Raw genomic sequence first — 12,625 nt, 5'->3', positions numbered from 1 at the left:
AAGTGAGAAATACGTCGAGATGACGTATTTCTCACTTTTTTCGCATAGTTAGTCAAGTATCTCTTTTGATTAGGCGATTGAGTTTCCTAAAAAGAATTAAAAAGACACAGCAGCAAATGAACAATAGGCTTCCTGTTAGTGGTAAAAAGATACCTTGCATGTAGCTATCGATATGCATTAAACCAGGTACCTCGCTGAAAAAATCATGGATAAACTGTTGAATGAGCTTATTGGCTAGAAAAGCAGCTAAAGGCAAAATAAAAATCAAATAATAGAGGGGTTGTAAGGCATAGCTAATTAAAATTTGTAATTTTGTCGTACCTAAAAGAGCTAAGATCAGTAAGTCGTTTTTTTGCTCTAAAAAAGTTAGGAAGAAAGTTCGGCAAATATAACTAATCAGGAAGAAAAAGAGTGTTCCAGCGCTGATTCCAGCCAAACCTCTGAAAATTTTCAAGGGAGGAATCACTGCATAATTATCAAGAAGAATCATTTGTGAAAGCCATCGAGAAAACAACAAAGTCAATAATAGAGCAGAAAAAGTCAGAAAACTAATAATAAAGATAAGAATCAACGTACTAAATTGGTTTTTTGAGCGCCACGCATTTTTGAGAGAGTCTGTGAATAAGTAAAGAATCGAATACATCATCGCGTCCTTTCTGAAAAATTTTTGGTTTAGCGGAAAAGTTATGTAAAAGAAAAGACGTTATCTCCTGCCAACTAGCCACTGAAAGAGATAACGCCCTTGCTGGAAACAAGAACTGGATTATTTCACCAATACTAATTTTTTTAAAGGTTCAACCCCAAATCGTTGTTCTTGCTGTAAAAGAATTTCGGCACAAGCTCGGCTATCTTCTAAAGCATCATGATGATTATTTAAAGTGATATTGAGGTTTTCACAAACGGTATTTAATTTATGATTAGGAAATTCAGGAAACAGTTTGCGACTCGTTTTGACTGTACATAAAGAAAGGTAATTAGGTTGTTCTAAGCCATAGTAATCTAAACAGCCAGCCAAAACACTACAATCGAAACTTGCATTGTGAGCGACCACTAACCGATTTGGTTGAAAACAATGCTGAATTTGTTGCCATACTTCAGGGAATTTGGGCGCATTGACAACATCTGATTCATGAATGCCGTGAATTTGCGTATTTCGCCAGAAAAAAGGTGTTTCTGGTTTGATTAACGTGTAAAATTCATCCACAATCCGACTATTTTCTACTTTAACAATTGCAATGGAACAGGCACTATGTTTATCATAACTAGCTGTTTCAAAGTCAAAAGCGTAAAAGTTCATTAAAAAAAACTCCTTTCAACGCGTTGAGTAACACTTAAAAATCAAGTACAACTTCCACTGGACAATGATCACTACCAAGAATATCTGTATGGATTTTAGCACTGACTAAACGTTCATTCAAGGATTCTGACACAACGAAATAGTCAATCCGCCATCCTGCGTTATTTTTTCGTGCGTTAAAGCGATAACTCCACCATGAGTAGATGCCTTCAGCTTCTGGATAAAAATAACGGAATGTATCAGTGAAGCCACTGTCTAACAACTCAGTAAATTTTTGCCGTTCTTCAGGCGTGAACCCCGCATTTTTTTGATTGGTTTTCCAATTTTTTAAATCAATCTTTTGATGAGCTACGTTTAAATCACCGCAAAGAATTACGGGTTTTTCTTGATTTAATTCGTTTAAATAGGCACGAAACGCATCTTCCCATGTCATTCGATAAGCTAAACGCTTTAGTTCAGCTTGTGAGTTTGGTGTGTAGCAAGTGACCATGAAAAATTCTGGATATTCTAAAGTGATCACGCGGCCTTCTTGATCGTGAGTCTCGATACCTAAGCCATAGCGAACACTTAACGCTTCTTCTTTAGCGAAAATTGCTGTGCCAGAATAGCCTTTTTTTTCGGCGTAATTCCAATACTGATGATAGCCAGGAAGTTCTAAATCAATTTGCCCAGCCTGTAATTTTGTTTCTTGTAAACAGAAAAAATCTGCATCTAATTCATTAAAAACATCCATAAAATTCTTTTTAACAACCGCTCGTAAGCCGTTGACATTCCAAGAAATACATTTCATTGTTGAAACTCCTTTCAAATAAGAAACGCTTTTGCTCGTTTCAGTGCAAACCAGAACCAAAGAAAAGGTCGCTTGGTGCTTTCTTCTATTCTAATACTTTTTAAAGAAGTTTTAAATACTTGAAAAGAAAAAGAGAAAATGACTGATTTTTGGAAAGAAGTAGTCTATGATAAAATAGTAAAAAGAGCAGAAATGAGGACAAACGAATGAAAATTGGAGTCATTGGTTTAGGAAACATTGCACAAAAAGCGTATTTGCCAACTTATAGTGAATGCCGTCACTTGGCAGAGTTTGTATTAGCAACTAGGAACCCAGAAACACGACAAAAAATCGCTGATCAGTATGGCTTTACAGAAACCGTTGAGACCGTAGAAGAATTGATTGAAGCGAAGATTGATGCTTGTTTTGTCCATGTAGCCACAAAAGTGCATGGTGCAGTCGTTCGCCAATTATTACAGGCTGGTATTCACGTCTTTGTGGACAAACCTTTAAGTGAAGAGCTTGCTGAAGTCAAAGAATTACAAGCATTGGCAGCAGCCAAAAATCTGCGCCTGATGGTTGGCTTCAATCGTCGTTTTGCCCCTTATACGGAAGTATTGAAAAATATTCCTGAAAAACAAACTATTTTTATTAAAAAGAACCGCATCAATACAACGAGAGAAACAAGTTTTATGATGTATGATTTATTTTTACATGTCGTTGATACCGCAGTTTATTTAGCGGAAGGACCGCTCCACGTGGTGCAGTCAAAATTAGTGGAAGAAAACGGTTATTTAAAACGAGCAATTTTACAATTAGAAACCGAACAGACAACGATTGTTTGTTCCATGGATTTACACTCTGGGGCCAATACAGAAACTTTTGAAGTCACCAGCCCCACAGGTACTTATCGCTTGGAAAATTTAACGCATTTGACCATCCAAACAGAAGAAGAATACCAAGTAAAAGAGATGGGGGATTGGACGCCGACATTGGAAAAAAGAGGTTTTTACCAAATGGTTACTGCTTTCATTCAGGCCGTTCAAAAACCGCAAGAGCAAGAGTTAAAGCAAGAAAAAGTCTATGAAAGTCATGCGTTATGTGAAGAAATGCTACGCCAACAACAACGGCATGTTCTTTAAAGAGGACTAGCAACTTTCTTTCTATCATGCTAGAATAAGACAGATATTTTGAAAAGAAAGGACTAACTTTCGTGAACACTAAAGCTATGTTAGAAACATTAAACGAAATTACTTTATTAGTAGATGAACCATTAAAAAACGTAACCTTTACCAAAACAGGCGGCCCAGCTGATGTGTTGGCCTTACCCAAAACAAAAAAAGAAGTCGAAGAGATTGTGGCGTATTGCCGAGAACAAGGACTTTCATGGTTAGTATTAGGCAATGCTAGCAACTTGATTGTTCGTGATGGCGGTATTCGCGATGTCGTGATTATGCTAACAGAAATGAAAGAAATCAAAGTAGCCGGTACCACCATGATTGTGGATGCTGGTGCCAAGCTGATTGATACAACCTACGAAGCCTTAGCAGCTGACTTAACTGGTTTTGAATTTGCTTGTGGCATTCCGGGAAGTGTCGGTGGTGCTGTTTATATGAATGCTGGAGCATACGGCGGGGAAATTAAAGATGTTTTCCAATCTGCAGAAGTGCTGTTGGCAGATGGAACTATCCAAACAATGACGAAAGAAGACCTGAATTTCCGTTATCGTCATAGTGAAATTCAAGAATTACATTGTATTGTCTTGCAAGCAACGTTTGCTTTAGAAAAAGGAAACCATGCAGAAATTAAAGCCCAAATGGATGAATTAACGGAACTTCGTGAACTGAAGCAACCGCTAGAGTATCCCTCTTGTGGCAGTGTCTTTAAACGCCCTGTTGGTCATTTTACAGGGAAATTAATCCAAGACGCTGGCTTACAAGGCTTGAAATGGGGCGGTGCTCAAATTTCCGAAAAGCATGCGGGATTTATTGTTAACATCGATCATGCAACCGCAACAGATTATGTGGAATTAATTGCACATATCCAAGAAGTGATTAAAGAAAAATTTGATGTTGAATTGCAAACGGAAGTTCGAATTATTGGTGAAGAAGTCTAAAAAATAAGCTAGGGAGGCAAGTCATTTTGACTTGCCTCCCTAGCTTTAAATCCTAAGATAAAGGTCGTAAATTTTACTCGTCTTCTAAATTTTCCAATTCTACAACTTTAAAGTTTTTCCGCTCTAAATGTTCTACAATGGCTGTACACGTTTCGGCAGTTGTGCCGGCTGGTAAAGTAATAAGTGTGCGACGAACAAATTCTTCACTATCAACATCCAATGTAATACAGCTGGCGATGCTGCTATATTTGGCAATGATTTTTGAAATGGCTGCTAAGTCGCCTTGTTGACCAACTGAAGCAATTGTTAAAACGTAGCTCCCTTGTTTTACATTCCAAGATTGCGCTAAAATATTTAATAAGGTGCTGTGTGTTAAAATGCCGTAAAAATAATTATTTTCATCTAAAACAGCAATGTAAGGTAGTTCTTTAATAGTAAAAAATACCTTGAAAAATGAAGTGTTGACATAAATAAATTTTGTGGCATTTTTTAACAAATAGGTAACAGGTAAACTCATATCGCCACCGTTTGCTTTGTGGCGGTAAATATGCATTTTATAGATATTTCCTCGGAAAATTTTTCCAGATTCGTCTAAAATTGGGACACAACGGTAACCTGAGTCTTCTAAAATAGAAAGAGCTTCTTCTAGAGTACAAGATTCATTGACTGTTGTTAAATTATCTTTTTTAATAACTACAGATTTTAATAACATAAACAGGCCTCCTAAGGGTTCATTTTTAATAAATTTATCATATCATAACTTAGCAGAAAACAATAGCTGAGACCTCAGAATAAAAGCAATTTTGTTAAAATAAATAGAAAATAAAGAAAAATCAGATATTTTATAAAAGAAATCAAGCACGTATTCGCGATAATGGTAAAAAATTACGTAAGAATCGGCACGGCGCTTCTTTAAAAAGTAAATTAAACTTTGACAACTTTTTCGAATAATGGTACTGTTAAGAAGTAAATTTGTGAATAGAGGAGGTCGAAGAACATGGCAACAAAGAAAGCAGCTCTTGCTTGTTCCGTTTGTGGCTCTCGCAACTATTCTAAATCCGTTAGTGAAGGTAAACGTGGCGAACGCTTAGAAATCAATAAATTCTGTAAATATTGTAATCAATACACGTTACATAAAGAAACGAAATAGATTTAGAGGAGGGTATCAACATGAAATTTTTCCGCAGCGTTGCTGATGAGATGAAGCAAGTAACTTGGCCAACAAAAAAACAATTGCGTAAAGATACATTAGTTGTAATTGAAACATCTATTTTATTTGCAGCATTGTTCTTTATCATGGATACTGTTATCCAAACGGCATTTGGCTGGATTTTAAAATAATTAATTCTAGTATTTCCCGACGAGGGGTGCTATAATAGTATTCGAGAAAAAGCTTCGGGAAACTGAGCTTTTTTTATTTGCTCGAAAAAAATAAACTAAAACATTTAAAGGAGCCGAATCAGTAATGGAAACTTTTGAAAGAAATTGGTACGTATTGCACACCTATTCAGGCTATGAAAATAAAGTAAAAGCAAACATTGAATCACGTGCACAAAGCATGGGGATGGGCGATTATATTTTTCGTGTCGTTGTACCAGAAGAAACAGAAAAAGAAGTCAAAAATGGTAAAGAAAAAGAAATCGTTCATAAAACTTTCCCTGGTTATGTGTTAGTGGAAATGATTATGACCGATGATTCTTGGTATATTGTTCGTAACACGCCAGGCGTAACTGGTTTTGTAGGCTCACATGGTGCTGGTAGTAAACCCGCTCCTTTATTACAAGAAGAAATTAACCACATTTTACGTTCAATTGGCATGAGCACCCGTCAATCAGACTTAGAAGTAGCGCTAGGCGATACAGTGAAAATTATCGAAGGTGCCTTTTCTGGTCTTGAAGGTGTTGTGACAGAAATCGATGAAGAAAAACAAAAATTAAAAGTAAACATCGATATGTTTGGTCGTGAAACAAGTACAGAATTAGACTTTGAACAAGTCGATAACATTGATTAATAAACAAGCTGACAAACTATTGTTCAGCTGATTGATACAGATTGTAGGGTCTGGAAAAGCAGTCAACTGACTTCTTTTCCAAGCCCTTTTTTATTTCATCGCAGAAAGGAATGAAAAAATGAAACAGGCCAAAAAATATCGTTATTTTTCTTTGCTAATGGGTCTTGTTCTATTATTAAGTGCTTGCCAAATTGGAGCAACCACGAAGAATGACAACCAAGCCCCCACAAAAGAAGCAACCGTTGAGTTAAACCGCACAACAACACCAACGCTTTTTTTTCATGGTTACGCGGGAACTAAAAATTCGTTTGGCTCGTTACTTCATCGCTTGGAGAAACAAGGTGCCACAACTCAAGAGTTAGTGCTACTCGTTAAACCTGATGGGACCGTGGTTAAAGAGCGAGGAGCTTTAAGTGGCAAAGCGACGAATCCCAGTGTTCAAGTTCTATTTGAAGATAATAAAAACAATGAATGGAATCAAACAGAATGGATAAAAAACACATTACTCTATTTACAAAAAAATTATCAAGTGAACAAAGCCAATATTGTCGGGCACTCTATGGGTGGTGTTAGTGGTTTACGTTATTTAGGAACCTATGGGCAAGACGCATCGTTACCTAAAATTGAAAAATTCGTCAGCATTGGAGCACCTTTCAATGATTTTATTGATACGAGTCAACAGCAAACCATCGAAACGGAACTAGAAAACGGCCCCACAGAAAAAAGTAGCCGCTATTTGGATTATCAAGAGATGATCAATGTTGTTCCAGAAAAACTGCCCATTTTATTAATTGGTGGTCAATTAAGTGCAACAGATTTAAGTGATGGAACGGTACCGTTATCTAGTGCCTTAGCAGTCAACGCCTTGCTAAGACAGCGAGGAACTCAAGTCACTAGCCAGATTATTAAAGGAGAAAATGCACAACATAGCCAATTACATGAAAATCCTGAAGTAGATCAATTGCTAATTGAATTTCTATGGCCGAGTAAAAAATAGCAAAAAGGCACATGTTCCATAAAAAATGGAACATGTGCCTTTTTCTATACTTTGGCTAGCGAAATAGCTTTTTTCAGCTATAATAAATAAAATTATTTATTTTTAGGAGATATTGGAATGGAATCCTCATGATTTAAATAAGCACAAATCAAGGCTTCAAAGATGATTAATGTTTGGCCAAAAAACATTTGTGGCTGAGCGACACTTGTTGAAAACGGGCTGTAAGAGTCAGTTGAAAAAACGAGATCTGCCAGTCGACCAAGAGTTGAATTTTTGGCACCAACAAAAGAAATGATAGGATGTTTTTTCTCTTTCGCAAGCAGAGCTGTTTCTTTTAAGTATTTTTCTTCACCAGAATGTGAAAGGATGATAAAAAGAAAATTCTGATTATTTTGACTATTTATCGAATGAGTATGGGCTGTTGTGATACTGGGGATGCCATGAAAATTGAAAACTTCACTAATGTAAGCCGCCAAATGTCGTGAAAAGTCATGACCTAAAATAACAAATAAATGACTCTTGTGTTTGGCAAGCAGTCGACAAAACTCGTTGGTTGTTTCAAATGAAGGTGCTGTTTCAAAAGGGATTGGCTGAGAAAAATGGGCTTCTTTTAATTTGTAAATAAGTTCATTATAACCTGATAAATTTAATTTTTTGGCTAAACGAATGATGGAACTAGGCGAAGAAAAGCAGTGTTTGGCAACTTCTCGAATACTCAAATCGGCCGCGTTCGTACTTTGTTGATCCAAATAATACAAAATCTGACTTTCTGTTTTTGTTAAATGATACGTTTCTTTTAAGTAATCTAAGTTCATGAGCAAACCTCCTTTATCAGATTATAAATAATTTTGTGGGAAAAAGGTATCAAAAAATAAAAAATGAGGTGTTTTTATGAAAAGGGCAACAAAGCAAAGGCTGTCTTTGGCAGCAATCATGGTTCTACTTCTCTCGGGCTGTGGAAGTGTTGGGAAAGAAACCAAAAAGCAAGAACAACAGGTATTACGGGTCGGGATTGATTCGGAATTATCAACGGCAGACGTGTCGTTGGCAATGGATAATACAGCAGCAGATGTAATGAGTCAAGTAGGGGAGGGACTTTTCTCCTTTGACGAAAAAGGAGAAGCTAAACCAGCATTGGCAACTGAAAAAGTACAGCCCTCCAATGATGGTTTAAGCTATACTTTTACGATTCGAAAAGATGCAAAATGGAGTAACGGCGAGCCAATCACAGCCAATGATTTTGAATACTCTTGGAAGCGCACAGTGGACCCAAAAACAGCTTCCCCGCAAGCGTATTACTTTGAAGGGCTAAAAAATTATCGTGCTATTGTTGACGGTGGCAAATCTAAAGAAGAGTTAGGGGTAACAGCCATTGATGACCATACCTTGGAAGTAGAGCTAAGCTATCCTATGAGTTATTTTCAACAATTATTGGCGGTACCAGCTTTTTATCCTTTAAATGAAGCATTTGTCGAAAAAACGGGCAAAAACTATGGTACATCAGCTGAGTCAACACTTTACAATGGCGCCTTCACATTAGAAGGTTGGGATGGCACGAATAATACTTGGTCCTATGTGAAGAATAAAAATTATTGGGATCAAGCGAATGTTTCATTGGATAAGGTGGATGTCCAAGTAGTTAAAGAAGTCAATACTGGGAAAAATCTTTTCGAAGGGAAAGAATTAGATGTTGTAAAAATTTCTGGAGAAATTGTTGCACAAGAACAAGGCAATGCAGCTTTGAAAATTCGTGAAATTCCTGGAACGTATTATATCCAATTAAATACGCAAAAAGATCTTTTGGCAAATAAGAATGCACGTCGAGCAATAGCATTATCATTAAATTCTGAACGTTTAGCTAAAAATGTTTTAAATGATGGCTCAAAAAAAGCACTTGGCTTCGTGCCAACAGGTTTCACTAATCAAGAAACGCAAAAAGATTTTGCAGAGGAATTAGGAGATTTAAATCCTAGTGAACCAGAAAAAGCGAAAGAGTTATGGCAAACAGCTAAAAAAGAATTAGGAATTGAAAAAGCGGAGCTAACCATTTTAAGTTCGGATACAGAAAATGCAAAAAAAATCAGTGAGTATGTTCAAGGAGCTTTAGCAGATAATTTAGAAAATTTAACAGTCAATGTTTCGCCAGTTCCTTTTAATAATCGTTTAGAAAAAAGTCGCAGCGGAGATTTCGACATTGTGGTTGGTGGCTGGACGCCAGTATATGCTGATCCAATCGATTTCTTAAACTTATTGCAATCAAAAAATTCCAATAATTTTGGTAAATGGTCTAATAAGACCTTTGATCAGTTGCTTCAAGAAGCAAACGTAACTTATGCAAATAAATATGAAGAACGTTGGAAAACATTACAAAAAGCGGATCAATTGGTTGCGGAAGAAGCCCCCCTAGTTCCTCTTTATCAATTAACAGAAGCACGCTTAGTGGCCGATTCTGTCCAAAATTTAGTCTATGGTCCATTAGGTTCAGGCTATTACAAATCAGTCTCTATCAGTGACAAGTAAAGGTTGGGAAAAAATGAAAAAAAGTCAAGCTGTTCAATTAATTCAGGAACTTTCAAATGCTAATGGTGTTTCAGGCTTTGAAACAGAAGTCGTTAGAATCCTTCAACATGCAACTGCGGATTTTACTATTCAACGGCTAGATGCCATTAAAAATTTATATCTTGAGAAGAAAAATAATCTAAGTGAAGGTCCAGTTGTGCTTTTTGATGCCCATAGTGACGAAGTGGGTTTTATGATTCAAGCAATTAAAGAAAACGGCTTGTTGCGTTTTCTTCCGTTAGGTGGCTGGGTCCCAAATACGATTTCTGCACAAAAAGTTCGGATTCGTAACCGGGAAGGTACCTATCTGCCAGGCGTAGTTACTAGTCGGCCCCCTCATTTTATGACACCAGAGGAACGACAGCGGCCATTAACCATTGCTGATTTGACGATCGACATTGGTGCTACCTCAAAAGAAGAAGTAATTGAAACGTACAAAATCGATCTTGGTGCACCGGTCATTCCAGATGTGACGTGTTGTTACAACGAACAGACAGATCTTTTTTTAGGAAAAGCTTTTGATTGTCGCATTGGCTGTGCTTGCTTAGTGGATGTCATGGAGGAGTTGAAAGAAGAGACACTTCCATTCAAGTTAGTTGCGACAGTAACTGCACAAGAAGAAGTTGGCGAAAGAGGAGCACTTATTGCCGCAAAGCAAGTCAATCCTGATTTAGCTATTGTTTTCGAAGGCTGCCCGGCTGATGATACGGCAGAAACGCCAGAGATGATTCAATCAGCAATGGGAAAAGGACCGATGTTACGCTATTTTGATGTTTCTATGATTACGAATCCAGAATTTCAAGAGTATGCACTAGAGATTGCTAAAATACACAAAATTCCTGTTCAAGTTTCTGTTCGAAGTGGTGGTGGAACCAATGGCATGGCGATTACACAAGTTCAAGGAGCCCCGACGATTGTTGTAGGAATTCCTGTCCGTTACGCTCACACACCCCATTGCTATGTAGACTTTCAAGATTACCAAGCGGCGAAAGAATTAGTCATTCAATTAATCAAAAATTTAGATGCTGACAAAATTCAAGCACTGGTTCAGCCATTGTCAAAGGAGTGGAACAAATGAAGATTTATGTATCATGCGATATTGAAGGATTAGCAGGTATTGCGACATTTGATATGGAAAAAGAAGACACCGTTTTATTCCGAGAATTATATCACCAACATGTGGCTTGGTTGATTGAAGGGATTCAAAAGAGTGCCAAAAATGAACAAATTACAGAAATTACTATTGCCGATTCGCATAGCCGTGGATTGAATTTAGCTTATGCGCGCTTGGCAGAAATGGATGAACGAATTTCCTTAGTGAGCGGCTTTCCTCGCATGGATTATATGATGAGTGGCTTGGATAGTAGCTATGATGTGGTCTTTTTCTTAGGTTATCATGCCGGTATTGGTAAACAAAAAGGGAATATGGATCATGGGTATAGCGCTAGTGTTGCTTATGATTTAAAAATAAACGACTTAGCGATGAATGAAACGACAATTAATGCAGCTTACGCTAGCGAATTAGGTGTCCCTGTTGGTTTAATTATCGGTGAATCAGGCTTAGAGGAACAACTTTTTCAAGAAAAAATGATGTCCAAAGTTCCCTTTGTTTCCACCAAAGAATCTCTGGGACGTTATGCAATCAAAAATAGACCCATGCAACAAGTTCGGGAAGCTATCGTAGCAACTACAAGTCAGGTGTTAACTTCCTTTGCGTTGTCTGAATTACCCCGATATGCCTTGCAAACACCAGCAACTGTAAAATTGCAATGCGTGACGACAGCACAAGCAGATCGTATTGAAATGTTACCAATGATTAAACGCATTGATGGTAGAACTGTTTCATTTGTAGGTGAAACGATGAAAGATGTCATGAATGGAATTGTCGCTGTGGTTGGTTTAGGCGGAACAAGTTATTAAAGAAGAAGCTTACGGAAAAAACGAATGGACGTTTTTTTCTGTAAGCTTCTTGCAATAGTTATTTCTATTTTTGTTTCTATAGAATTTCTTTGCTTAAACGTTGTGCAGTTGGTGTCACCGCAAGACCGCCTTCAGCGGTTTCCTTGAAAATTTGTGGCATTTGGCGACCCACTTGGTACATTGCGTGGATGACTTCATCTGGTGGAATGACACTTCGAATCCCCGCTAAAGCCATGTCAGCTGAGATGAAGGCTTGAGAAGAACCTAATGCATTTCGCTTCACGCAAGGGACTTCAACAAGTCCTGCAACAGGATCACAAATGAGGCCCATCATATTTTTTATCGTAATAGCCACAGCTTGAGCAGATTGATCAGGCGTACCACCAGAAGCCGCAACTAAAGCGGCACTGGCCATTGCACTAGCAGAGCCGACTTCAGCTTGACAACCACCTTCGGCACCACTGATTGAGGCATTATTGGCAATCACTAAGCCAAAAGCCCCAGCTGTAAATAGAAAATCCAATTGTTGCTGATGCGTTAACTTTAAGCGATCAATAACTGCCAACAAGACGCCAGAAACTACTCCGGCACTGCCTGCGGTTGGTGTAGCACAAATCAAGCCCATTTTTGCATTAACTTCATTAACAGCAATCGCATTTCGCACGGCTTGTAAAATGGTCTCACCGCTTAAAAAGTTGCCTGAATGTATGTAATCATTTAAGCGGGTTGCATCGCCACCAGTTAGCCCTGTTACTGAGGTAACACCAGCGATTCCTTCAGCGACAGATTGTTTCATAACGGCTAGATTTTTTTCCATTGTTTCAATAATTCGTTCACGAGAATACCCGCCATGAGCCATTTCTGTTGCAATCATTAATTCGCTCACAGAAGGGTACTCTTTCGCTTGAGCTACCAAATCTTCAATTGAATAAAACATCGTATTACTCCTTTACGTT

Annotated in this window: 15 protein-coding genes; 9 read left to right on the top strand and 6 right to left on the bottom strand. The window is 37.7% G+C overall.

Annotation, left to right across the window (positions count from 1 at the left end; translation table 11 throughout):
• Positions 1-52 precede the first annotated feature (52 nt).
• The 3 genes from IGK96_RS10785 to IGK96_RS10775 form a co-directional block, all read right to left on the bottom strand.
• Positions 53-643 (bottom strand): hypothetical protein, encoded by a 591-nt coding sequence (locus tag IGK96_RS10785; protein ID WP_025194001.1) that lies wholly within the window; start codon positions 641-643, stop codon positions 53-55.
• Between the two features lie 120 nt (positions 644-763).
• On the bottom strand, positions 764-1,297 hold the full coding sequence (locus IGK96_RS10780) for a 3'-5' exonuclease (RefSeq protein WP_002356400.1): 534 nt from the start codon (positions 1,295-1,297) through the stop codon (positions 764-766).
• A gap of 34 nt (positions 1,298-1,331) precedes the next feature.
• Complete coding sequence (locus IGK96_RS10775; protein WP_010707186.1) at positions 1,332-2,087, bottom strand: exodeoxyribonuclease III; 756 nt, start codon at positions 2,085-2,087, stop codon at positions 1,332-1,334.
• Between the two features lie 206 nt (positions 2,088-2,293).
• On the opposite strand from IGK96_RS10775, the gene IGK96_RS10770 reads away from it, so the two are divergent.
• Both IGK96_RS10770 and murB read left to right on the top strand, forming a co-directional pair.
• The gene (locus tag IGK96_RS10770) at positions 2,294-3,208 is read left to right on the top strand and encodes a Gfo/Idh/MocA family protein (protein ID WP_085443039.1); all 915 of its coding nucleotides are present in this window, start codon (positions 2,294-2,296) and stop codon (positions 3,206-3,208) included.
• 86 nt (positions 3,209-3,294) lie between these two features.
• Positions 3,295-4,182, top strand: coding sequence for a UDP-N-acetylmuramate dehydrogenase (gene murB / locus IGK96_RS10765; RefSeq protein ID WP_002387193.1), 888 nt, complete (start codon positions 3,295-3,297; stop codon positions 4,180-4,182).
• 73 nt (positions 4,183-4,255) lie between these two features.
• Here the strand turns inward: murB and cbpA are convergent, their stop codons facing one another.
• On the bottom strand, positions 4,256-4,894 hold the full coding sequence (gene cbpA / locus IGK96_RS10760; RefSeq protein WP_002365057.1) for a cyclic di-AMP binding protein CbpA: 639 nt from the start codon (positions 4,892-4,894) through the stop codon (positions 4,256-4,258).
• A gap of 285 nt (positions 4,895-5,179) precedes the next feature.
• On the opposite strand from cbpA, the gene rpmG reads away from it, so the two are divergent.
• The 4 genes from rpmG to IGK96_RS10740 all read left to right on the top strand — a co-directional run bounded on the left by rpmG (position 5,180) and on the right by IGK96_RS10740 (position 7,190).
• Positions 5,180-5,332, top strand: a complete 153-nt coding sequence (gene rpmG / locus IGK96_RS10755; protein WP_002356408.1) for a 50S ribosomal protein L33 — start codon at positions 5,180-5,182, stop codon at positions 5,330-5,332.
• A 20-nt stretch (positions 5,333-5,352) separates the two neighbouring features.
• Positions 5,353-5,523 (top strand): preprotein translocase subunit SecE, encoded by a 171-nt coding sequence (gene secE / locus IGK96_RS10750; protein WP_002356409.1) that lies wholly within the window; start codon positions 5,353-5,355, stop codon positions 5,521-5,523.
• 124 nt (positions 5,524-5,647) lie between these two features.
• Positions 5,648-6,193, top strand: a complete 546-nt coding sequence (gene nusG, locus IGK96_RS10745; protein ID WP_002384070.1) for a transcription termination/antitermination protein NusG — start codon at positions 5,648-5,650, stop codon at positions 6,191-6,193.
• Between the two features lie 118 nt (positions 6,194-6,311).
• Complete coding sequence (locus IGK96_RS10740) at positions 6,312-7,190, top strand: alpha/beta hydrolase (RefSeq protein WP_085443040.1); 879 nt, start codon at positions 6,312-6,314, stop codon at positions 7,188-7,190.
• A 92-nt stretch (positions 7,191-7,282) separates the two neighbouring features.
• Here the strand turns inward: IGK96_RS10740 and IGK96_RS10735 are convergent, their stop codons facing one another.
• Positions 7,283-8,005: a MurR/RpiR family transcriptional regulator gene (locus tag IGK96_RS10735; RefSeq protein WP_070415713.1), complete on the bottom strand. Its 723-nt coding sequence runs from the start codon at positions 8,003-8,005 to the stop codon at positions 7,283-7,285.
• Positions 8,006-8,081: 76 nt separating this feature from the next.
• Between IGK96_RS10735 and IGK96_RS10730 the strand changes: the two genes are divergently transcribed.
• The 3 genes from IGK96_RS10730 to IGK96_RS10720 are packed head-to-tail and all read left to right on the top strand — an operon-like array spanning position 8,082 to position 11,669.
• Positions 8,082-9,710, top strand: a complete 1,629-nt coding sequence (locus tag IGK96_RS10730; RefSeq protein ID WP_002362523.1) for a peptide ABC transporter substrate-binding protein — start codon at positions 8,082-8,084, stop codon at positions 9,708-9,710.
• A 13-nt stretch (positions 9,711-9,723) separates the two neighbouring features.
• A complete protein-coding gene (locus tag IGK96_RS10725) occupies positions 9,724-10,827 on the top strand; it encodes a M42 family metallopeptidase (protein ID WP_002356417.1) in 1,104 nt (367 codons plus the stop codon).
• On the top strand, positions 10,824-11,669 hold the full coding sequence (locus IGK96_RS10720) for a M55 family metallopeptidase (RefSeq protein ID WP_002362310.1): 846 nt from the start codon (positions 10,824-10,826) through the stop codon (positions 11,667-11,669). The genes IGK96_RS10725 and IGK96_RS10720 overlap by 4 nt, the downstream gene beginning before the upstream one ends.
• Before the next feature lie 76 nt (positions 11,670-11,745).
• On the opposite strand, the gene sdaAA is transcribed toward IGK96_RS10720, so the two are convergent.
• Positions 11,746-12,606, bottom strand: coding sequence for an L-serine ammonia-lyase, iron-sulfur-dependent, subunit alpha (sdaAA, locus tag IGK96_RS10715; protein WP_438756129.1), 861 nt, complete (start codon positions 12,604-12,606; stop codon positions 11,746-11,748).
• Between the last annotated feature and the right edge of the window lie 19 nt (positions 12,607-12,625).

The sequence above is a fragment of the Enterococcus sp. DIV0682 genome (assembly GCF_051712685.1).
Classification (GTDB): Bacteria; Bacillota; Bacilli; order Lactobacillales; family Enterococcaceae; genus Enterococcus; species Enterococcus faecalis.
Note: the sequence above shows the minus strand (reverse complement) of the source record. Positions and strands in the feature narration are given on the sequence as shown.